22 protein-coding genes are annotated in these 20,086 nt (G+C 70.0%); 18 read left to right on the forward strand and 4 right to left on the reverse strand.

The features are described from left to right. Positions 1 to 209: 209 nt before the first annotated feature. Complete coding sequence (locus tag ACLQ2T_RS15805) at positions 210 to 1,487, reverse strand: multidrug effflux MFS transporter (RefSeq protein WP_425766894.1); 1,278 nt, start codon at positions 1,485 to 1,487, stop codon at positions 210 to 212. Positions 1,488 to 1,912: 425 nt separating this feature from the next. Next, positions 1,913 to 3,508, reverse strand: a complete 1,596-nt coding sequence (locus ACLQ2T_RS15810) for a GMC family oxidoreductase (RefSeq protein ID WP_425766896.1) — start codon at positions 3,506 to 3,508, stop codon at positions 1,913 to 1,915. 201 nt (positions 3,509 to 3,709) lie between these two features. On the opposite strand from ACLQ2T_RS15810, the gene ACLQ2T_RS15815 reads away from it, so the two are divergent. The 3 genes from ACLQ2T_RS15815 to ACLQ2T_RS15825 all read left to right on the forward strand — a co-directional run bounded on the left by ACLQ2T_RS15815 (position 3,710) and on the right by ACLQ2T_RS15825 (position 5,786). After that, complete coding sequence (locus ACLQ2T_RS15815) at positions 3,710 to 4,348, forward strand: hypothetical protein (protein ID WP_425766897.1); 639 nt, start codon at positions 3,710 to 3,712, stop codon at positions 4,346 to 4,348. A gap of 98 nt (positions 4,349 to 4,446) precedes the next feature. Next, on the forward strand, positions 4,447 to 4,956 hold the full coding sequence (locus ACLQ2T_RS15820; protein ID WP_425766898.1) for a sigma-70 family RNA polymerase sigma factor: 510 nt from the start codon (positions 4,447 to 4,449) through the stop codon (positions 4,954 to 4,956). Continuing rightward, on the forward strand, positions 4,953 to 5,786 hold the full coding sequence (locus tag ACLQ2T_RS15825) for an RICIN domain-containing protein (RefSeq protein ID WP_425766899.1): 834 nt from the start codon (positions 4,953 to 4,955) through the stop codon (positions 5,784 to 5,786). Before ACLQ2T_RS15820 ends, ACLQ2T_RS15825 begins: the two co-directional genes overlap by 4 nt. Positions 5,787 to 5,876: 90 nt before the next feature. Here the strand turns inward: ACLQ2T_RS15825 and ACLQ2T_RS15830 are convergent, their stop codons facing one another. Together ACLQ2T_RS15830 and ACLQ2T_RS15835 are read right to left on the reverse strand one after the other, a co-directional pair. After that, positions 5,877 to 6,146, reverse strand: coding sequence for a hypothetical protein (locus ACLQ2T_RS15830; protein WP_425766901.1), 270 nt, complete (start codon positions 6,144 to 6,146; stop codon positions 5,877 to 5,879). Further along, positions 6,143 to 7,336 (reverse strand): helix-turn-helix domain-containing protein, encoded by a 1,194-nt coding sequence (locus ACLQ2T_RS15835; RefSeq protein ID WP_425766902.1) that lies wholly within the window; start codon positions 7,334 to 7,336, stop codon positions 6,143 to 6,145. Before ACLQ2T_RS15835 ends, ACLQ2T_RS15830 begins: the two co-directional genes overlap by 4 nt. A gap of 305 nt (positions 7,337 to 7,641) precedes the next feature. Between ACLQ2T_RS15835 and ACLQ2T_RS15840 the strand changes: the two genes are divergently transcribed. From ACLQ2T_RS15840 to ACLQ2T_RS15910, 15 genes are all read left to right on the forward strand, one after another. Beyond that, the gene (locus ACLQ2T_RS15840) at positions 7,642 to 8,481 is read left to right on the forward strand and encodes a helix-turn-helix domain-containing protein (protein WP_425766904.1); all 840 of its coding nucleotides are present in this window, start codon (positions 7,642 to 7,644) and stop codon (positions 8,479 to 8,481) included. Further along, positions 8,478 to 8,663: a DUF397 domain-containing protein gene (locus ACLQ2T_RS15845; RefSeq protein ID WP_425766905.1), complete on the forward strand. Its 186-nt coding sequence runs from the start codon at positions 8,478 to 8,480 to the stop codon at positions 8,661 to 8,663. The genes ACLQ2T_RS15840 and ACLQ2T_RS15845 overlap by 4 nt, the downstream gene beginning before the upstream one ends. Before the next feature lie 45 nt (positions 8,664 to 8,708). Beyond that, positions 8,709 to 8,945: a GntR family transcriptional regulator gene (locus ACLQ2T_RS15850; protein WP_425766907.1), complete on the forward strand. Its 237-nt coding sequence runs from the start codon at positions 8,709 to 8,711 to the stop codon at positions 8,943 to 8,945. Between the two features lie 67 nt (positions 8,946 to 9,012). Further along, positions 9,013 to 9,240 carry a winged helix-turn-helix domain-containing protein gene (locus ACLQ2T_RS15855; RefSeq protein ID WP_425766909.1) on the forward strand — a complete coding sequence of 76 codons (228 nt, stop codon included), beginning with the start codon at positions 9,013 to 9,015 and terminating at the stop codon, positions 9,238 to 9,240. A 324-nt stretch (positions 9,241 to 9,564) separates the two neighbouring features. After that, positions 9,565 to 10,143, forward strand: a complete 579-nt coding sequence (locus tag ACLQ2T_RS15860; RefSeq protein WP_425766911.1) for a M23 family metallopeptidase — start codon at positions 9,565 to 9,567, stop codon at positions 10,141 to 10,143. A gap of 81 nt (positions 10,144 to 10,224) precedes the next feature. Beyond that, a complete protein-coding gene (locus tag ACLQ2T_RS15865) occupies positions 10,225 to 11,760 on the forward strand; it encodes an ABC transporter substrate-binding protein (protein WP_425766912.1) in 1,536 nt (511 codons plus the stop codon). 18 nt (positions 11,761 to 11,778) lie between these two features. After that, on the forward strand, positions 11,779 to 12,723 hold the full coding sequence (locus ACLQ2T_RS15870; protein WP_425766913.1) for an ABC transporter permease: 945 nt from the start codon (positions 11,779 to 11,781) through the stop codon (positions 12,721 to 12,723). Beyond that, positions 12,720 to 13,613 carry an ABC transporter permease gene (locus ACLQ2T_RS15875; protein ID WP_425766914.1) on the forward strand — a complete coding sequence of 298 codons (894 nt, stop codon included), beginning with the start codon at positions 12,720 to 12,722 and terminating at the stop codon, positions 13,611 to 13,613. Before ACLQ2T_RS15870 ends, ACLQ2T_RS15875 begins: the two co-directional genes overlap by 4 nt. Further along, complete coding sequence (locus ACLQ2T_RS15880) at positions 13,610 to 14,593, forward strand: ABC transporter ATP-binding protein (protein WP_425766915.1); 984 nt, start codon at positions 13,610 to 13,612, stop codon at positions 14,591 to 14,593. Before ACLQ2T_RS15875 ends, ACLQ2T_RS15880 begins: the two co-directional genes overlap by 4 nt. Beyond that, positions 14,593 to 15,615, forward strand: coding sequence for an ABC transporter ATP-binding protein (locus ACLQ2T_RS15885; protein WP_425766916.1), 1,023 nt, complete (start codon positions 14,593 to 14,595; stop codon positions 15,613 to 15,615). The genes ACLQ2T_RS15880 and ACLQ2T_RS15885 overlap by 1 nt, the downstream gene beginning before the upstream one ends. Positions 15,616 to 15,710: 95 nt before the next feature. Next, positions 15,711 to 16,145: an RrF2 family transcriptional regulator gene (locus tag ACLQ2T_RS15890; RefSeq protein WP_425766918.1), complete on the forward strand. Its 435-nt coding sequence runs from the start codon at positions 15,711 to 15,713 to the stop codon at positions 16,143 to 16,145. 202 nt (positions 16,146 to 16,347) lie between these two features. Then, positions 16,348 to 17,367 (forward strand): sulfate ABC transporter substrate-binding protein, encoded by a 1,020-nt coding sequence (locus ACLQ2T_RS15895; RefSeq protein ID WP_425766919.1) that lies wholly within the window; start codon positions 16,348 to 16,350, stop codon positions 17,365 to 17,367. Next, positions 17,364 to 18,212 (forward strand): sulfate ABC transporter permease subunit CysT, encoded by an 849-nt coding sequence (cysT, locus tag ACLQ2T_RS15900; protein ID WP_425766920.1) that lies wholly within the window; start codon positions 17,364 to 17,366, stop codon positions 18,210 to 18,212. Before ACLQ2T_RS15895 ends, cysT begins: the two co-directional genes overlap by 4 nt. Continuing rightward, the gene (locus ACLQ2T_RS15905; RefSeq protein ID WP_425766922.1) at positions 18,205 to 19,038 is read left to right on the forward strand and encodes a sulfate ABC transporter permease; all 834 of its coding nucleotides are present in this window, start codon (positions 18,205 to 18,207) and stop codon (positions 19,036 to 19,038) included. Before cysT ends, ACLQ2T_RS15905 begins: the two co-directional genes overlap by 8 nt. Continuing rightward, the gene (locus ACLQ2T_RS15910; protein ID WP_425766924.1) at positions 19,035 to 20,045 is read left to right on the forward strand and encodes a sulfate/molybdate ABC transporter ATP-binding protein; all 1,011 of its coding nucleotides are present in this window, start codon (positions 19,035 to 19,037) and stop codon (positions 20,043 to 20,045) included. The genes ACLQ2T_RS15905 and ACLQ2T_RS15910 overlap by 4 nt, the downstream gene beginning before the upstream one ends. Positions 20,046 to 20,086 lie beyond the last annotated feature (41 nt).

Consider the following 20,086-nt stretch of genomic DNA (forward strand, 5'->3'; position numbering starts at 1 on the left):
ATCACCCGGGTCTTGCCGCAAGACCCCATGTGCGCTATAAGTTAAGAGTGGCAGGAAGCGACCGCTTCCTGCTTTTTGTATTTCCTGGCGATGCGGGCCGTCGTTGCCGAGCGCGCGCCCTGTCGAGCTTCGGACGCGCGCCCTGTCGAGCTGAGCGCGTGCACGGATCGCGATGACCGGCCGTGGATGCACCGGCGTCAGCACCAGGATCAGTGCAGTGCGACGGCCACCGGCTCAGCGTCCACCGCGGCGAACTGGTCGGGCCGGGCCACGACGAGCAGGGCGAGCAGTGCCGAGGCCAGGCCGCCGGCGATCACCGCGGCCATCGCCACCGCGCCGTTGCCGAGCACCCCGACCAGCGGCGCGGCCAGCGCGCCGACGCCGAACTGCACCGCACCGAGTAGGGCGGAGGCGGTACCGGCCGCCTCGCCGTGCCGGCTGAGCGCCAACGCCGGCGCGTTCGGCAGTGCGAGGCCGGTCGCGGCCAGCACCAACCACAGCGCGGCCAGCAGCGCCGGCAGCCCGCCGAGGCCGGTCACGGCGAGCGCGACGAGCACCACAGCGGCGCCGGTACCCGCGAGCAGGGCGACCAGCAGGATCCGTTGCGGGGTGTAGCGGCGCAGCAGTCGCACGTTGCCCTGGGTAGCGGCGATCAGCCCGATGGCACCGGCACCGAAGGCCAGCCCGAACTGCTGCTCGTCCAACCCGTACTGCTCCTGCATCACGAAGGAGGACCCGGCGACGTAGGCGAACAGCGCCGCCATGGCCAGGCCGGCGACCAGGATCAACCCGACGAAGGCGCGGTCGCGGAGCAGGCCACCGTAGAGCCGCGCGATGTGCAGCGGCCCGCCGCGTTGCCGCTGCGCGGGCGGCAGGGTCTCCGGCAGGCCCAGCAGGGCGACGAGCATCAGCAGTACGCCGAAGACGGCCAGGGCCGCGAACACGCCACGCCACTGCGTCCACCGCAGCAGTTCACTGCCGAGCGTCGGGGCGAGCACCGGCGCGGCACCCATCACCAGCAGCAGCCGGGAAAGCGTCCGGGCGAATGCGATGCCGGTGAACAGGTCACGCACCACGGCCATGGCGATCACGGCGGCTGCCGCCGCGCCGAGGCCCTGCACGACCCGCAGCGCCCCCAGCACGGTGACGTTCGGGGCGAGCGCGCAGCACACCGAGGCGACGATGTGCAGCGCGGTGCCGGCGATCAGCGGTGCCCGGCGGCCGACGGCGTCGGAGAGGGGACCGATCAGCAGCTGACCCAACGCGAGACCGACAAGCGTGCCGGTGAGGGTCAACTGCACCGCCGCCGAGCTGGTCGCGAAGTCGTCGACGATCGAGGGGAGCGCCGGCAGGTACATGTCGATGGTGAGCGGGCCCACCGCGATCAGCGACCCGAGCACGAGGATCAGCCGCAGGCGCTGCCGAGGGGTCATCAGGTCGCCGGGCATCACCGGCCGCGGCGCCACGGCCGTGTCGACAGAGGTCATCGGATCGTCTCCACGAAACGGGCGGTCAGGGCAGTCAGCGGCGTGATCGTCACAACTGGCTGCAACCCGCGACCGGCGGGCTGATTCCCGCTCCGGGCATTGGTAATGCAGGTCACAGCCCTGCCGGACGACCCGCCGAGCGACCGGGCCGGCGGCCGGAGCCACCGCCTGGTAACTCTCCGGCACTGACCCTGCCATCGGCGTTCAGGCGCGCCGAACCGGCGGTACCTCTTCGACCTATCTGCCTAGGATGCTCTACGGGTGGTGTCGCGGTCAACGCCGGTGACAGTCACGCCAAGTGGTCATTCGCCAGCAGGATCAGATGATCGGCCCTCAGCGCCAGCCGCTGTCCGTGACGAGCACGCCGCTCGCCGAGGTGGGGCTGGGATGTGGATGCTGGTCGCGGAGGGGCCGATGCGGCTCGGTCAGCGGTCGGCGCGGATCAGGTCGGCGGCGCGCCAGGCCAGCGCCATCACCGGGGCATTGAGGTAGCCCGAGACGAGGATCGGCAGCACCGAGGCGTCCACGATGCGCAGGCCGGCCAGACCGCGTACCCGCAACCGCGGGTCAACCACGAAGTCGTCGCCCGGGCCCATCGCGCAGGTGCCCACCGCGTGGTAGCCGCAGTAGCCGAGGGCCAGCCCCGCCTCGATGATCTCCTCGTCGTCCTGCACCGCCGGGCCGGGCAGTGTCTCGGCGACGATCCGCTTGGCGATCGGTGCCGTGCCGAACAACTCCCGAGCCCGCCGGAACGCGCCGACGGCGACCCGACGGTCGTGGGGGGAGGTGAAGTAGTTCGCCACGATCGCCGGTGCCGTGCCGGGGTCGGCCGAGGTGATGGCCAGGCTGCCTTCGCTCTCCGGCCGGGTCACCGTGACCTGGGCCATCAGCCCCGACTCGGACTCCAACTCGATCGCCCGTCCGGAGCGGCGGGGCGCTGCCGAGAACGGCGCGAGCAGCAACTGCGCGTCGGGGTGCCCGACGTCCGGCGCGGAGCGGAAGTACGCCCCGACGTCGTACACCGGCAGGGCGAGCAACCCCCGTCGGGTGGTCAGGTAGCGCAGCATCTCCCGGGCCTGCCCGAGTGGGCTGCTCAGGCGCGCGTTGTAGCCGGCCCTGCCGGCCAGCCGGAACTGCATGGGTGTGGTGCGGTGCTCGCGCATGCCGGTGCCGACGCGCGGCCGGTCCAGCCGCACCGGGACACCGGCCCGGCTCAGGGTGTCGGCCGGGCCGATGCCGGAGACCTGCAACAGTTGTGGGGTGGCGATCGCCCCGGCGGCGAGGATCACCTCGGCGGCGGCCCGATGGTCGACACTCCGGCCGCCCTGGCGGGTGCGTACCCCGACCGCGTGATCGTTCTCGATCAGAATGCGGACCACGACGGTGTCGACCACGACGGTGAGGTTGGGGCGGTTGCGGACCGGATGCAGGAAGGCGTCCGCGGCGTTGCTGCGGCGGCCGTCGCGGATGGTCGCCATCAGGTAGCCGATGCGTTCCTCGTCGGTGGCGTTGAGGTCGTCAACCCGGTGCCAGCCCAGTTCCACACCGGCGGCGATGGCGCTCTCGCTGATCTCGTCGGTGCCGGTGGCGCTGGACAGGCGCAACGGCCCGCCGGCGCCGCGCACCTCGGAGGCGCCGAGCGGATTGTCCTCCAGGCGCTTGAAGATCGGCAGCATGGTGTCCCAGCCCCAGCCGGGGTTGCCGAGACGTTCCAGCTCGTCGTAGTCGAGCCGGTCGCCCCGGCCGTACACCATGCCGTTGATCGAGCTGGACCCGCCGATCAGCCGGCCGCGCTGCCAGATCTCCTGCTGGCCCGCTCGGACCTGCGCCGGGTAGTGCCAGGCGGTGCGCCGGTCGTCCATCAACCGGCTGAATCCCTTGGGGATGCGGACCCAGGGGCTGCGGTCCCAGCCGCCGGCCTCGATGAGCAGGACCCGGGTGCCCGGGTCCTCGGTCAGTCGATTGGCCAGCACACAACCGGCAGCGCCGGCACCGACCACGATGTAGTCGAACTCCGCCATGCTGCCCCCCGGTTACGGCGTGTCGTAGCGCACCCACCGTAGTGCGTTGATCACTGCTTCGGGAAGGTGCTTCATGTCGGAGAAATCCGACGCAGGGGTGAAACCCGCCGCCCGACGTGTGCGTCATCAGGATGAATCGACCGAGGACCGGCCGCCGACAGGGCTACCGGCGACAGCGGTCGGGACCACCGGGAGGCAACCGTGGTGCTGGGTAGGTGGCTCGCTGGGGCGAGTCTGGTGGCGCTGACCGGCGTCGCCGCGATGATGTACGGCGCGGCCTCGCCGGCAGGGGAGGCGACGGCGTCGGTGGGAAAACCGGCGGCTGAGGTGGTGGCGGTGGCGCAGCCGCCGGCCGCGAAACCCAAGCCGAAGCCGACCGCGAGCACCGATCCGGTGCTGTCGGGCAAGCGTCGGGTCACGATCGTACGGGTGGGGGCCTTCGAGTCCGGCCTGTCCCTGCTCGACGGTGGTCGACTGGCCGAGGTGGACGGCGCCGAGGGACGGCAGGTGTTCGTGCCGACTCCGCTGGGCGCGGGGGAATACCTGATCAAGGCGTACTACGGTGGCGGCACCGGCAAGCCGGTGTGCTGGCAGTCGCACAACCCGCAGAACACCCAGCCGCTGTATGTGCGGGGTGCCACCTGCCGGGCGGGTGACCCGGCGCAGCGGTTCGTCATCGCCCCCGCCGAGGGGGGAGGCCCCCGCGAGTACGTGATCAGCAACCGGTGGGCGTACCTGCGTGACTCGGCCCGCTCCGGGTTGATCCTGGAGGAGTTGGGTGACGCGGCGCCGTTCAGCAGCTTCCGGTTCAACGACACCGGACCGGCCCCGCGCAAATGACCCCTGCGGCGACCCGGCCACCCACCTCGGGTCGGGTCGCCCTCGGCGTGACCAGGCAGTTGTCTCGTTCAACCCGGTCAGGTGGGAGGCTTGTATCGATGCGTGACGCGGCGGAGTTCGACGCCTTCTACTCCGGGTCCGTGCAGCGGGTGCTGGGTCAGCTGTACGCGATGATCGGCGACCGGGCCGAGGCCGAGGACGCGGTGGCCGAGGCGTACGCCCGGGCCTGGGACCGGTGGGTGTCGGTGCGCGAGTGCGACAGCCCGGAGGCCTGGGTACGCAGGGTGGCCTACCGGGTGGCGGTCAGCGCGTGGCGCAAGACCGTGAACCGGCTGCGAGCCCATCGGCGGGACGCCACCGGGCAGCAGGTGGCGGCCACCTCGGTCGATCATGTCGCCGTGGTGACGGCCCTGCGGCGGATCCCCACCGAGCAGCGTCGGGTGGTGGTGCTGCACCATCTGGTCGGTCTCAGTGTCACCGAGATCGCTACGGAGGTGGGCAGCAACGAGAACACCGTCAAGACCCGGCTGGCCCGGGGCCGTCGGGCCCTGGCCGCCCACCTGACCGAGGAGAGTGGTTCCCACATGGGCGGAGGGCGGCAGCCGTGAGCTTCGACAACCAGCTCGACGACGCCCTGCGGGCGTTGGCGCGCGACGGGGGGCAGGACGGCCGGATCCGGGCCGCCACCGACATCCGGCGACGTGGCGACATCAGGCGTCGCCGCCGCCGCACCGCCTCGGTGGCGCTGGCCGCCACCGCCGTCGTCGCGCTCGGTGCGGGTGTCGCCCTGGCCCGTCTCGGCGGGACCACGCAGCCGACCCCGATCGGCCCGGCCGATCCCTCCACCGTCACCGGACCCTCCGCCGACCCCAGCGTCCGGTCGTCCAGCCCGTCCTCCTCGCCCACGGCCTCACCCGGGACGCCCAGCAGCTCACCTGCGGCGCCCAGCAGTTCCCCGGCCGCGCCGAGCAGTTCCGCCGCGGTGCCGCCGAGCACCGATCGGCTGCTGTCCGGCACCCGTCAGGTGGCCATCGTGCGCACCGGGGCCTTCGAGTCGGCGGTGTCCATGCTCGACGACGGCCGGCTGGCCGAGGTCGACGGTGTCGAGGGCCGCCGGCTGTTCGTGATCACGCCGCAGGGCCCCGGCACCTACCAGATCCGCACCGCCGCCGACCCCGACGCCGACCTGACCGACATCTGCTGGGAGGTCCGCTCGGCCGGCAGCCAGCCCCTGCGGGTCGAAGGCGTCCCCTGCGACCAGGCCGAACCCCGACAGCGTTTCTCTCTCGACCCCGCCGCCGGAGGCACGTACCTGATCAGCAGCAACTCCGCCTACCTGCAGAACTCCCCAACCCGAGGCCTGATCCTCGAAGAGGCCGGCGACGCCCCGGTCACCACCCACTTCCGCCTCGTCGACAACGGCCCCGCCCCAAACTGACACCCCACCCCACCCGCCCTCACCCACCCCGCTCCCACCCGCTCTCCCCGTCGATCATGCAGTTTTGGTCGCCGGATCGCGGCATATCAACTATTTGTCCCGACCGAAACTGCATGATCGACGGGGCGGAGGCGTGGGGGAGGGGGCGTCTGGGGTGGGGGGAGGGTGGGTGGGCGGGGGCCAGCGGGTCTGCTTGATCGTGGTGAGCACGTCGCGGGCGGCGGCGGCCACGGCACAATCCGGGACGCGGCAGAGGGGGCAGCGGCCGTCCGGGCCGGGCTGGTGGTCACGCAGGGTCCAGCGGGCGGTCAGGGTGAGCCGGTTGAGGATCTGGGCCAGGGTCAGGAAGGGGGCGGTCATCCTCGGGTCACCCCCAGGGTGGCGGCGAGCGCGAGAATCGTGACCGGGGCGTCGGGGTGACGGAGGGTGTCGGCGAGTACCTGCCGGGCGGCGGGCCGGTGGCGTACCTCGGCGGGCGCGATCCGGTCGGCTTCCAGCAACACCCGACCGGCGCCGACCGGATCGGCATCCTGAAGGTACGCGCGGGCGACATCGATCAGGTGAGCGGCGCGATGCTCGGGCGGCAACCATCGCCAACCGTCACGCCCGATCGCCTCCTCGTGTCGGGCGATCGCCGCGTCGGTCGTACCCGACTCGACTGCGACCGTGACCCCGGCGAGGGCCACCGCCGTCGGTCCGAAGCCGGTGTGCTGGTGGTCGTGCCCGTCGCCGACCTCGGCGGCCAGGTCGGCGGCCTCGTCCAGGCGGGCGGCGGCGGCCGGTTCGTCGCCGTGCCGGGCCGCCGCGAGCGCCGCCTGCACGAGCAACGTCCCACACAACGACAGTCGCGCCGGGTCGGAGTCGGCCTGACCGATCCGGTACGCGGCCGCGAGGGTGGCCCGGCCCGCCTCCCGCGCCCGACCTCCGGCCCGCAACACCTGACCGAGTTGCACGGTGGCCGCCGCCACCAGCACCGGATCACCGGCCGCCACACTCATCGCCCGGTCGGCGGCCAACCAGCCCAACTCGGCCTCACCCAGCTTGACCAGCAGCGACGCGGTCACCCGGTACGCCTCCACCAGCGACACCCGACCCTCCTGCGGCTCGCGGGCATACCCCCGCTGCGCGCCGGCCACCAGTCCGGGCAGCAACCCGATCAGCGGCGGGTACCGCGCAAGCTGGTAGCTGGTCCAGGCGTGCGCGACCGACCGCGCCAGCGCGGCCCCGTCCGGCGGGTTCCGGCCCGCCGTCGGCCGATCAAAAGCGATGTCGTACGCGCACAGCGCCGCCCGGATCGACTCCACGCCCTCGACCCGCGTGGTCACCTCGACGGGCCGACTGTCCTGCCCGAGCAGCATCGCCTGGTCGATGCGCAGCGCGGCGGCGATGTCCCGCAACGTGGAGACCTTGTCCAGCGCCCGTACGCCCCGCTCGACCTTGTCCACCCAGCTCTTCGACTTACCGAGCCGATCGGCGAACACCTGCTGCGACATCCTCCGCCGCACCCGCCAGTACGCCACCCGCCGCCCGACCGGCACCTCACTCTCCACGGCGCCACCTTCCGTCGGGTAGTGCCCGAGTCGTCTCAGTGACCGGTACCCGGGCTGCCTCGGCTTGGGCGAGCAGCCGCCGCTTTGCGGCCTCCCGTTCCGCTGTCTGAATCTGCTCTGCTGCGTTCTGTTGGGCGGTGTCACCCCGACCTCTCATGCCTGCCTCCGCTGGCGTCATCGGACCAGTCAGCTGTGACCAAGTCATCACAGAGAGGATTCCACGACGCACCTGCTCCAGACAACTGTCTGGAGCAGGTGTCTATTAGGATCATGGGCCTGGTCTTGTGGGCCGTAGACTGTCCGACGTGGCAAGTCCTACGGCACGGCGAAAGCTGGGAATCGAACTCAAGGGGTTGCGTGAAGCAGCCGGCCTCAACATCGAACAGGCGGCAACCGCCGCTGGCATCTCCGATTCGCATCTGAGCCGCATCGAACGAGGTCGAGTTGGCGTGCGGCCTTTGACGCTCAAGGCATTGCTCCAGAGCTACGGCGCCGATGCTGAGATCACGGAGCGGCTTGCCAAGATCGCCGCCGACACCACCAAGCGTGGGGACCGAGGTTGGTGGCAGCCGTACGCTGCCTCGATCTCCGACAAGTACGCCAGCCTGATCGCCTTCGAGAGTGAAGCGATCTCGATCAGGGCCTTCGGTCCGATGATCGTGCCAGGTCTGCTCCAGACCGAGGACTATGCTCGCGCCTTGCTGCAACGCGGACCCGTCCGCCTCAAGGCCGACGAGATCGATACTCGCGTGGAGGTGCGCACCTCGCGCCAAGCCATCCTTGATCAGACCGATCCGCCGAACCTGTGGTTCATCCTTGACGAGGGAGTCATCCGCCGCATGGTCGGCGGGCCCGAGGTGATGCGCCGCCAACTGCTTCATCTGGCGGACGTCGCCGCCCGGTCCAATGTCGACCTTCAGGTGATCCCGTACACGTCTGGCGCCCACGCTGGCACGCTCGGGCCGCTCGTGATCCTCGGCTTCGTTGAGGGCGAGGACGTCGTGTACTGCGAAACGTATGCGGGAGATCTCTACCCGGAGGCGGTAGCATCGTACGGCGACGTGTTCAACCGGTTGGCGCAGGATGCGTTGTCGGCTGACCGCTCAATCGAGATGCTGCGCAGTGCCGCCGAGGGGATGAAGTGAACGGCCTGACGGAAGACTGGAAGAAGTCGACCAGAAGCAACGGCAGTGACAGCTGTGTCGAGGCTCGCTTGGGTGACAGTGGCGTGCAGGTCCGAGACTCCAAGGACCGCAACGGCCCGATTCTGTCGTTCGACCGCGACAGCTACGCCAACTTCCTGACCTGGCTGACGACCTGTCAGTAGTACTCGCGTTGGCGTGCTTAATCCGTGGAACCAACGGAGACCCATGTGCCGATTGAGAGAGTGGACTACCGGCGCATAGCGAACGAGATCACGAGCCAGATCAAATCTGGCGAGCTTGCGCCGGGCGAGAAGTTGCCTTCCACACGTCAGCTTGCCGAGCAGCACGGCGTGCACATCTCCACGATCCACCGAGTCATGTCGCTCCTCAAAGACAGGGAATTGGTCGAGGGGCATCCTGGTAAGGGCGTCTACGTGGCTGAGCCTGAGCCCAAGAACGAGTAGCCTGTCGTGCTTCCTCCGATCACCAGGATGGACAGGGTCGCGTAACTCACGCGGAGGCGTGTAAGAAATGCCCGTACCGACTGGCGGCTACCGCGAGGTCGTCGAAGACATGGCCGCTCGCATCAAGGCCGGAGAGTACGGCCCAGGCGACCGCTTGCCGACATACCGGGAGCTTTCTGATCTGTATCAGGTCAGTGTGACGACCGTGCAGCGAGCTGTGATCATCTTGCAGGATCGTGGCTTGGTCGTCGGGCTGCAAGGACGGGGCCTGTGGGTGGCCGAGCGCCAAGAGTGAATGCCAACCGCCGACAGCGGCAGCGCGCGACTGTGGCAGCCGAACTCTTCAAGATCGTGCTCGATGTTGGATCGAGTGGTATCGAGTAGGCGGATAGCCACTCGATCCCGGATCGAGTGTGACCTTGGCGCTGGGGAGTGACCTTGGCGCTCGGGAGCGGGCGTGGCGTGGGGTTCGAGCGCGCTCGGTGGCGCAGGGGTCGCACCGCGCCCGCTGACCGTCCGAGCAGCGGCGTTGTCGACGTCTGACATGCTCTGAGCCGTGACGACCGGCCGACCTCGAGGACACCGGCGCCGCCGTCGTGGGCGTCTGCCCTTGCTGCTGGTGGTGGGTCTGGTGGGGGTGCTGGGTGCGGTCGCGTACGTCGTGGTGCCGCAGGTGTTGCCGCCCGGACCGCGACCCTTGTTCCAGATGCCGGTGGGCTGCGGGGAGACCTGGCAGTTGGGCACCTATCCCGGTCACGGCGACAACGACGTGGACTTCTTTCCCCTCAAGGGCGACCCCTGGGGGCAGCCGGTGCTCGCCTCCTACGCGGGCACGGTCACCGTGGCCGGCATCAACGGTTCCCTCGGTGGGCGTACACCGGAGAACCCGGAGGGTCCCCGGGGTCGGGGCGGCGGTTACTGGGTGAAGATCGATCACGGGGGTCGGTGGGAGACCCAGTATCTGCACCTGCTGGAACCGCCGATGGTGCAGGTCGGGCAGCGGGTCGCCCAGGGCCAGCAGATCGGGCGGATCGGCAGCACCGGCAACTCCGGGGCCCCGCACCTGCATTACGAGCAGCGTGCGGGCTGGCGGAAGGTGGAGACCTGGTTCGACGGTCGACCGTCCGGAATCACCCATGACGATACCGAGTACACCGTGCGTCTGACCAGCAACAACTGCGCCGCTGCCGGCAATTGACGCCGGTCGTGCCCTGCCGGATGACCGGTTTGCGGCTAGGTTGGGATCAAGCAGTGGCCGCAGGATCCCTGGGGGAGGACCATGTCCAGCACCAGATTCAGGTTGGCCGGCGCGACGCTTGCCCTGCTGCTCACCGCCACGGTGGGTTGCAGTGCGGGGGAGGGCGTCGATGTCGACGGCGGGAACGGGGCCGGCGCGGGGGGTGTCCTGAACGCCGCCATCGGTGGCGAGCCGGACCAGCTCGACCCGCACAAGACCTCGGCCTACTACAGCTTCCAGGTGCTGGAGAACGTCTTCGACACCCTGGTCGAGCCGGACGCGAACCTGGAGATGCAGCCCTCGTTGGCCACCGAGTGGACCACCAGCGACGACCAGCTGACCTGGACCTTCACCCTCCGCGAGGGGGTCAAGTTCTCCGACGGTACGCCGTTGACCGCCGAGGACGTCGTCTACTCGTACAACCGGATCATCGACGAGAAGCTGAACACGGCGTACAAGTTCGGCACGGTCAAGTCGGTGACCGCCTCGAACCCGACCACGGTGGTCATCACCCTGACCGCCCCCACCCCGAACCTGCTGGCCAACCTGGGCGGCTTCAAGGGGGTGGCGATCGTGCAGAAGGCCAACGTGGAGTCCGGGGAGATCACCACCAAGCCGATCGGCAGCGGCCCCTTCGCCATCGGCGGCTACACCTCCGGTGACAACATCCAACTGGTTCGCAACGACAACTACTGGGGTGAGCGTCCCAAGCTCGACGGGGTGCGGTTCACCTTCGTCAGCGACCCCACGGTGGCCTTGCAGAACCTGCGCGGCAACGAGGTGCACTGGACGGACAACCTGCCACCCCAGCAGGTGCCCTCCCTGCGTGACGGCGACGAGCCGAACGTCGAGTCGGTGCCCTCGACGGACTACTGGTACCTGGCCCTCAACCAGGGGCGTAAGCCGTACGACGACGTGAACGTGCGTCGGGCGATCGCCTTCGCCCTGGACCGGGAGGCCATCACCAAGGCCGCCAAGTTCGGGTTGGCGACGGTCAACCAGACCGCCATTCCGCAGAACAGCGCCTTCTACTACGAGTACGCCCCGTTCTCCCACGACCCGAACCAGGCCCGGCAGCTGCTCGACCAGGCCGGGGTCAGTGACCTGACCATGGACCTGATGGTGACCAGCGAGTACCCGGAGACCGTGACCGCCGCCCAGGTCATCGCCTCGCAGTTGGAAGGGATCGGGGTCAACGTCAAGATTCGTACGCTGGACTTCGCGCAGTGGCTGGACGAGCAGGGCAACGGCAACTTCGACTCGTTCATGCTCGGCTGGCTGGGCAACATCGACCCGGACGAGTTCTACTACGCCCAGCACCACAGCGGCGGCACCTTCAACTTCCACAAGTACCGCAACCCGGCGGTCGACCAGATGCTGGACCGGGCCCGCACGGAGACCGACCAGGGCGCCCGCAAGCAGCAGTACGAGCAGGTGGCCAAGCAGATCGTCGACGACGCCAGCTACATCTACCTCTACAACCCGGACGTGGCGCAGGGCTGGTCGAAACAGGTGAGCGGCTATCAGGTACGCACCGACCGGGCGATCCGGTTCCGCGACGTGGCGCTGACCCGGTGAGCGGGCAGGGGACCGCAGGTGGCCCGCTTCGTTCTCCGCCGAGTGCTCCAGTCCTGCGTGGTGCTGCTCGGGGTCACCCTGGTGGTGTTCCTCCTGCTGCAACTGGTGCCGGGTGATCCCGTCCGGGTGGCGCTGGGCACCCGGTTCGACCCGCAGACCTACGAGGCGTTGCGGGCCCGGGCCGGGCTGGACAAGCCCCTGGTGGTGCAGTATTTCGATTACCTGCGGCGGGCTCTGACCGGCGACCTGGGGGTCAGCTTCCGCAGCGGCCAGCCGGTCACCTCCATCGTGCTCCAGCGGCTGCCGGCGACCCTGTCGCTGGCGCTGACCGCGGTGCTGTTCGCCCTGGTGATCGCGCTGCCGCTGGGCATTCTCTCCGCGATGCGCAGCGGGTCGGTGGTCGACCACGCGGCCCGGGTGTTCAGCCAGTTCGGGGTCTCCGTGCCGGACTTCTGGATGGGCATCATGGGCATCCTGCTCTTCGCCGGGGTGCTCGGCTGGTTGCCGCCCTCGGGGTACGTGGCGTTGACCGAGGACCCGGCCCGGTGGGCCTCGCATGTGGCCCTGCCGGCGGCGACGGTGGGGTTGGTGACGGCCTCGATCCTGACCCGGTTCATCCGCTCCTCGATGCTGGAGGTGCTGTCGGAGGATTACGTCCGCACCGCCGAGGCCAAGGGGTTGCGTACCCGGGTGGTGGTGCTGCGGCATGTGCTGCGCAACGCCCTGATCCCGGTGGTCACCGTGGTGGCGGTGCAGTTGGCCAGCCTGCTCGGCGGGGTGATCGTGATCGAGGTGCTGTTCGCCTGGCCGGGCATCGGTCGGCTCACCTACGACGCGGTCCAGGCCCGTGACTATCCCGTACTCCAGGGGGCGGTGCTGCTGGTCGCGGCGCTGTTCCTGCTGGTCAATCTGCTGGTGGACATCCTTTACGCCCGCCTGGACCCGAGGATCACGGTCAAATGAGCGCCCCTACCGTGCACCGGAGCGAGGGGCAGTTTGCGCGGACCCTGTCGGCGTTGCGCCGCGACCCCCTGGCCCTGACCGGTATGGCGGTCCTGGTCCTGCTGATCGTGGTCGGGGTGGCCGGGCACTGGCTGGCCCCGGCCGGCATCAACGACGTGGATGTCGACCGGATGCTTCAGCCACCCAGTCGGGCGCATCCGTTCGGCACGGACGAACTCGGCCGTGACGTGCTCAGCCGGGTCATGGTCGCCGCCCGGGTGTCCCTTCAGGTCGGTGCGGTCAGTGTCGGCATCGCCCTGGTCGCCGGGGTCACCCTGGGCCTGTTCGCCGGCTACTACCGGGGTTGGCTGGACAACCTGCTGATGCGCTGCATGGATGTGCTGTTCGCCTTCCCGGTGCTGCTGCTCGCGGTGGCCATCGTGGCGGTGCTCGGGCCGGGCCTGCTCACCGCGATGATCGCCATCGGGGTGGTCTACACCCCGATCTTCGCCCGGGTCACCCGGGCCGGGGTGCTGGCCGTGCGGGAGCAGGTCTTCGTCCGGGCGGCGGTCTCCATCGGCGCCTCCGACCTGCGGATCATGCGTCGACATGTGTTGCCGAACATCGCCGCGCCGCTGATCGTGCAGACCTCGCTGTCGCTGGCCTTCGCGATCCTGTCCGAGGCGGCCCTGTCCTTCCTCGGCCTGGGGGTGCAGCCACCGGCCCCCGCCTGGGGTCGGATGCTGTTCGACGGCCGGGGTTTCGTCACGGACGCCTGGTGGTTGGGGGTGTTCCCCGGTGCCGCCATCTTCCTCACCGTACTGGCGTTCAACCTGGTCGGTGACGCCCTGCGCGATGTGCTCGACCCCCGGCAGCTCACCGTCAACGAGGCCAGGAGGAGCACCGGATGAGCGATGCCGTACTGGCCGTGTCGGACCTGACCGTCACCATCGGCACCCGACGCGGCCCGGCCCGGGCGGTGGCCGGGGTCGACTGGTCGGTCGAGGCGGGACAGACCCTGGCGTTGGTGGGGGAGTCCGGCAGCGGCAAGAGCATGAGTGTGCTCGCCGCCACCGGCCTGGCGCCGCGCGCCGCGCAGGTGACCGGAGACGTACGGCTGCTCGGCGAGGACTTCACCGCGCTGTCGGCGGATCGGCGGCGGCGGATGCGGGGGCGGCATGTCGGTTTCGTCTTCCAGGATCCGATGACCTCGCTCAATCCGGTGCTGACGGTGGGCCGGCAGGTCACCGAGGCCGCCGAGGAGCATCTGGGGCTGACCCGACGGGCCGCCCGTACCCGGGCCGTCGAGCTGCTCGACCTGGTCGGCATCCCCTCGGCCGCCCAGCGGGTGGACGCCTACCCGCACCAGTTCTCCGGCGGGATGCGCCAGCGGGTGGGGATCGCGATGGCTCTGGCCTGCGAACCCGATCTGCTGATCGCCGACGAACCCACCACCGCCCTGGACGTCACCACCCAGGCCCAGATCGTCGAGCTGGTCGCCGACCTGCAACAGCGGTTGGGCACCGCGGTCGTCTGGATCACCCACGACCTGGGGGTGGTCGCCGGCATAGCGGACACCGTGGCGGTGATGTACGGCGGGCGGATCGTCGAACAGGGGCCGGTGGACACGGTGTTCGGCGCTCCGGGACACCCGTACACCTCCGCCCTGCTCGCCGCCCGACCCGACCCGGACGCCGGTGGTGGTGACCTGGTCACCATCGCGGGGGCCCCGCCCAGCCCGCTGGCCCTGCCGGCCGGCTGCGCCTTCTGGCCCCGCTGCCCGGTGCGGGGCGACGCCCGATGTGAGCGGGAGCTGCCGCCGCTGGTGTCGATCTCCTCGGCCCACCGGGTCCGCACCTTCTACCCGCAGCGACCCGAGGGGGAGGGCTGATGAAACGCCCCGAGGCGCAGGTGCCGACCCAGCGTGGACCGGCCGAGGTGGTCGCCGAGCTGGAGGACCTGCGGGTGTGGTTTCCGACCTCGGCCGGTGTGGTCCGCGCGGTGGACGGGGTGTCCTTGCAGGTACGCCGGGGCGAGACGGTGGGACTGGTGGGGGAGTCCGGCAGCGGGAAGTCGACCACCGGGCTGGCGCTGCTGCGGCTGGTCGATCCCAGCACCGGCAGTGTCCGGGTGGCCGGGGAGGATGTGACCGGCTGGTCGCGGCGGCAGTTGCGGGCCCTGCGTCGCCGGGTCGCGATGGTGTTCCAGGATCCGCAGGCCTCGCTGGATCCTCGTCGTACCGTCGGGTCCAGCATCGCCGAGCCGTTGATCGTGCACCGGCTGGTGCAGGGTTCCGCCGCCCGGCGCAATCGGGTCGAGGAACTGTTGGACATGGTGGGGCTGCGGGGTGATCTGGCCGACCGGCATCCGCACGAGCTCTCCGGCGGGCAGCGGCAGCGGGTCGGCATCGCCCGGGCCCTGGCCGGCGAGCCGGATCTGATCGTCCTGGACGAACCGATCGCCTCCCTGGATCTCAGCGTGCAGGCCCAGGTCATGAACCTGCTGCGGCGCCTGCAACGGGAGTTGGGACTGACCTACCTGTTCATCGCCCACGATCTGGCCGCCGTCGAGCACATGAGCGATCGGATGGCGGTGATGTACCTGGGTCGGATCGTGGAGAGCGGTACGCCGGCCCAGATCTGGCGGGAGCCGGCCCATCCGTACACCGCGGCCCTGCTGTCGGCGATTCCGGTGGCCGATCCGCAGGTCGAGCGGCAGCGTCGGCGGGTCATCCTCAGCGGGGACATCCCCAGCCCGGTGGACCCGCCGGGTGGCTGCCGGTTCCGGACCCGCTGCCCCCAGGCCCGACCGGACTGCGCCGAGACCGATCCGCCGTTCGTCGAGGTGGTCGCCGGGCACCGAGCGGCCTGCCTGTACGCCGGGGAGGCCGTGCGGGAGATGCAGGTGTCCTGACCCACCCGACGGCGACCTGCTCTTGACGGGCGCGGCACCCTTGTCCAGTATTCCTACATGTCTGATGGAGTATATGGGATAACGGGGGTTCCGGCGTGTACGTGTCGGCACGATCGGACTACGCCGTGCGGGCCATGCTGGCGATGGCGCATCGGCATCCGGAGTTGGTGACCGCGGCCGTGCTCGCGGCCAGCCAGGACATCCCGTATTCCTTCCTCCAGGGCATCCTGCTGGATCTGCGGCGGGCCGGCCTGCTGCACAGCGCGCGTGGCTCCGACGGGGGTTACGCCCTGACCCGGCCGCCGGCGGAGATCACCGTCGGTGACGTGTTGCGGGCCACCGGCGGGCCGTTGACCACTGTGCGGGGTGCTCCGGCCGAGGTGGCGACGTATCACGGGGTGGCGGCAGGGTTGGGCCAGGTGTGGCTGTCGGTGCACCGGGCCATCGAGGGGGTGGTCGACCGGGCTACCCTCGCCGACCTGCTGGCCCCGGCCGAGGGTTCGGCGGGCGACCGGCGAGGTGTCGGGTGACCGACTCACGGGCGTGCCGGACCCGGTCGACCAAGGCTTGAAAACCTGTCGAGTTAGTGGGATATTCGGTGCGCGGTCGGGGCGGTGGCCCGTGGCTGCGACCCCATGGTGATTCTTGCTGGCAGCTCGAAGCGGGCAAATTCCCTATTTAATCGGTCGGATTTATATAGTGCGATACGCACTGGAGGAGGACACGACTGCGATGAGGCTCCGGATCAGAACGGCCATCGCTCTCGCCATGGTCACCGGCCTGGCCCTGTCGGGCTGCGGCGGCGGCACCTCGGCGAGTGACTCCAGCACCTTGAACATCGTCGGTTTCGCGGTACCCGAGGCGGCCAACAAGGCCATCGCGGCGGAGTGGAACAAGACCGAGGCCGGCAAGGGGGTCCGCTTCAAGTCCTCCTACGGCGCCTCCGGTGACCAGAGCCGGGCGGTGGTCTCCGGCCTCAAGGCCGACTACGTGCACTTCTCCGTCAGCAGTGACGTGACCCGCCTGGTCGACGCCGGTCTGGTCGAGGAGAGCTGGGACGACGGCCCGAACAAGGGCATCGTGTCCTCGTCGGTCGTGGTCCTGGCCGTACGCAAGGGCAACCCCAAGAACATCCAGGGCTGGGACGACCTGATCAAGCCCGGCATCAGCATCGTCACGCCCAACCCGGCCTCCTCCGGCGCCGCCCGCTGGAACGCCCTCGCCGCCTGGGGTCACATCGCCGCCAACGGTGGTACCGACGCCCAGGCGCAGGAGTTCCTCACCAAGCTGTTCGCCAACGTGGTGTCGCTGCCGGGCAGCGGCCGGGACGCCACCACCACCTTCCTCGGTGGCACCGGTGACGTGCTGCTGGCCTACGAGAACGAGACGATCCTGGCCCGGCAGAACGGCGAGGATCTCGACTGGATCCTGCCTCCCACCACCATCCTGATCCAGAACCCGGGCGCCGTCCTCAAGGAGGCCGACCCGAAGGCGAAGGAGTGGCTGGACTTCGTGCTCGGCCCGCAGGGGCAGCGGCAGTTCGCCCTGACCGGCTTCCGCCCGATCATCGACGGCGTCGACACCAGCGGCATCGAGGGCGCGCTCGACCCGGCCAACCCGTTCCCGGCGCCGCAGAAGCTGCTCACCGTCGACGCGGACTTCGAGAGCTGGTCGGCACTGTCCAAGAAGTTCTTCGACGAGAACGAGGGCATCATCACCAAGGTCATCGCGGCCTCCGGGAAGGCGAAGTGACCTCGGCAACCCTCGCTCCGGACCGACCGGCGGCCCCCCGCCGGTCGGTCCGGAGCGGCCTGCCGCTGACCCGGGTGTCCGGGCTGGGCCTCGGCGTGGCCATGGTGTGGTTCAGCCTGCTCGTGCTGATTCCGCTGGCCGCCGTCGCGGTGACCGCCGCCGAGGGCGGCTGGGCCGGCTTCTGGCGGTCGGTGACCAACGAGCAGACCGCCGCCACCATCCGGCTGACCGTGGGCACCGCCCTGCTGGTCACCCTGGTCAACATCGTGATGGGCACCCTGATCGCCTGGGTGCTGGTCCGGGACAGGTTCTTCGGCAAGCGGGCGCTGGAGATCCTCATCGACGTGCCGTTCGCGTTGCCGACGATCGTCGCCGGCCTGGTGCTGCTGTCGCTGTACGGGCCGAACAGCCCGCTCGGGGTCAACATCGCCAACACCCGGATCGCGGTCTTCCTGGCCTTCCTCTTCGTCACCCTGCCGTTCATCGTGCGGACCGTGCAGCCGGTGCTGGCCGAACTCGACCCGGAGGTGGAGGAGGCCGCCGCGTCGTTGGGGGCCAGCCGGTACACCACCTTCCGGCGCATCGTGCTGCCTAGTCTCACCCCGGCCATCGCGGCGGGCGCGGCCCTGTCGTTCGCCCGCGCGGTCGGCGAGTACGGCTCACTGGTCCTGCTCACCGGCAACCTGCCGATGCGTACCGAGGTGGCCTCCGTACGCATCCTCAGCAGCATCGAGAACGACAACATCGACAGCGCGGCGGCGGTCGCGGTGGTGCTGCTGGCCATCTCGTTGGCCGTCATCGTCGTGCTCGACGTCATCCAGCGGAGGGTGGTTCGCCGTGGCTGAACACTCGATCACCCGTACCCCGGTCGGTCGCCGTCCCGGCCGGTACGTGCTGCGCGCGGTGGTCACCGCGTACCTGTTCCTCCTGGTGGCCTGGCCGTTGTACCTGGTCGGCCGCAACGCCCTCGCCGACGGCTTCACCAGCCTCAACGACATCCTCACCGACCCGGACGTCACCCACGCGCTGCGGCTGACCGTGGTCATCGCGGTGACCGCCGTCGTGATCAACACTGTGTTCGGCGTCGGCATCTCGATCCTGCTGGTCCGCTACGACTTCCCCGGCAAGCGGACGCTGAACGCCCTGCTCGACATGCCGCTCTCGGTCTCGCCCATCGTCGTCGGTCTGGCCCTGGTGCTGGTCTACGGCGGTCGGGAGGGCTGGTTCGGCCCTACCCTCGAAGCGGCCGGCTTCCAGATCATCTTCGCCACCCCGGGCATGGTGCTGGCCACCGTGTTCGTGGCCCTGCCGCTGGTCATCCGGGAGGTCGTACCGGTCCTTCAGGAGATCGGCGACGAGCAGGAGCAGGCCGCCCGCAGCCTCGGCGCCAACGCCGTGCAGACCTTCCGCCGGATCACCCTGCCGGCGATCAAGTGGGGCGTGATCTACGGCGTCGTGCTCAGCCTGGCCCGTTCCCTGGGTGAGTTCGGCGCGGTCAAGGTCGTCTCCGGCAACGTGCTCGGCGAGACCCGCACGGCCACCCTCGTCGTCGAGGAGAAGTACCTGAACTTCGACAAGGGCGGCTCGTACGCGACCGCGTTCCTGCTGGCCCTCGTCGCTGTCGCCTGCATCATCGTCGTGTCCGTCCTCAGGCCGAAGGAAGACCGTTGAGCATCGAGATCGTCAACGTCGGCAAGCGTTTCGGCGACTTCGTCGCCCTGGACGACGTGTCGGTGAGCATCCCCTCCGGCCGCCTCACCGCCCTGCTCGGTCCCTCCGGCGGCGGCAAGTCCACCCTGCTGCGCATCATCGCCGGCCTGGAGCGCGCCGACACCGGCAAGGTGGAGATCGAGGGGGTGGACGCCACCGGTCTGCCGCCGCAGAAGCGCAACGTCGGCTTCGTGTTCCAGCACTACGCCGCCTTCAAGCATCTGACCGTACGCCGCAATGTGGCCTTCGGTCTGGAGATCCGCAAACGGCCCAAGGACGAGATCCGGCGCCGGGTCGACGAACTGCTCGCCCTGGTCCACCTGGGACAGTTCGCCGAGCGGCTGCCCGCGCAGCTCTCCGGCGGGCAGCGTCAGCGGATGGCGTTGGCCCGGGCGCTGGCCGTCGAGCCCACCGTGCTGCTGCTGGACGAGCCGTTCGGGGCCCTGGACGCCAAGGTACGCAAGGAGTTGCGGGACTGGCTGCGCCGGCTGCACGACGAGGTGCACGTCACCACCGTCTTCGTCACCCACGACCAGGAGGAGGCCCTGGAGGTGGCCGACGAGATCGTGGTGATCAACGAGGGGCGGGTGGAGCAGATCGGCTCACCGGACGACCTGTACGACCGCCCCGCCAACGAGTTCGTCATGCGCTTCCTCGGCCCGGTCACCCAGCTCGGCGAGGAGCTGGTCCGCCCGCACGACCTGCAACTGTCCACCGACGGCGGCACCGGGGTGACCGCCCGGGTCACCCGGATCACCCGGATCGGCTTCGAGATCCGGGTCGACCTCACCACAGCCGGGGGTCAGCCGGTGACGGCGACCCTGACCCGCAACGAGTTCCTGGCCCTGGGCATCGCGGTCGACTCCGAGGTGCGGGTCCGACTGGCCCCGGGCAGCCCCAGCACGCGGGTGGGCACCCCGGCGCAGGGCTCCGCCGCCGAGGCCAGCCTCGCCGCCACCGGCTCCTGAACCCGGCCCGCTACGGGATCGGGTGGCAGCGCCGGCCACCC

It is taken from the genome of Micromonospora sp. DT229 (genome assembly GCF_049844505.1).
In the GTDB taxonomy this organism is placed as follows: Bacteria; Actinomycetota; Actinomycetes; order Mycobacteriales; family Micromonosporaceae; genus Micromonospora.

What these genes read in the sequence shown, in the direction of transcription:
- ACLQ2T_RS15805 (WP_425766894.1), bottom strand. Translation starts at nt 1,487, where the DNA reads ATGACCTCTGTCGACACGGCCGTGGCGCCGCGGCCGGTGATGCCCGGC.
- ACLQ2T_RS15810 (WP_425766896.1), bottom strand. Translation starts at nt 3,508, where the DNA reads ATGGCGGAGTTCGACTACATCGTGGTCGGTGCCGGCGCTGCCGGTTGT.
- ACLQ2T_RS15820 (WP_425766898.1), top strand. Translation starts at nt 4,447, where the DNA reads ATGCGTGACGCGGCGGAGTTCGACGCCTTCTACTCCGGGTCCGTGCAG.
- ACLQ2T_RS15830 (WP_425766901.1), bottom strand. Translation starts at nt 6,146, where the DNA reads ATGACCGCCCCCTTCCTGACCCTGGCCCAGATCCTCAACCGGCTCACC.
- ACLQ2T_RS15855 (WP_425766909.1), top strand. Translation starts at nt 9,013, where the DNA reads ATGCCCGTACCGACTGGCGGCTACCGCGAGGTCGTCGAAGACATGGCC.
- ACLQ2T_RS15865 (WP_425766912.1), top strand. Translation starts at nt 10,225, where the DNA reads ATGTCCAGCACCAGATTCAGGTTGGCCGGCGCGACGCTTGCCCTGCTG.
- ACLQ2T_RS15875 (WP_425766914.1), top strand. Translation starts at nt 12,720, where the DNA reads ATGAGCGCCCCTACCGTGCACCGGAGCGAGGGGCAGTTTGCGCGGACC.
- ACLQ2T_RS15880 (WP_425766915.1), top strand. Translation starts at nt 13,610, where the DNA reads ATGAGCGATGCCGTACTGGCCGTGTCGGACCTGACCGTCACCATCGGC.
- ACLQ2T_RS15885 (WP_425766916.1), top strand. Translation starts at nt 14,593, where the DNA reads ATGAAACGCCCCGAGGCGCAGGTGCCGACCCAGCGTGGACCGGCCGAG.
- ACLQ2T_RS15895 (WP_425766919.1), top strand. Translation starts at nt 16,348, where the DNA reads ATGAGGCTCCGGATCAGAACGGCCATCGCTCTCGCCATGGTCACCGGC.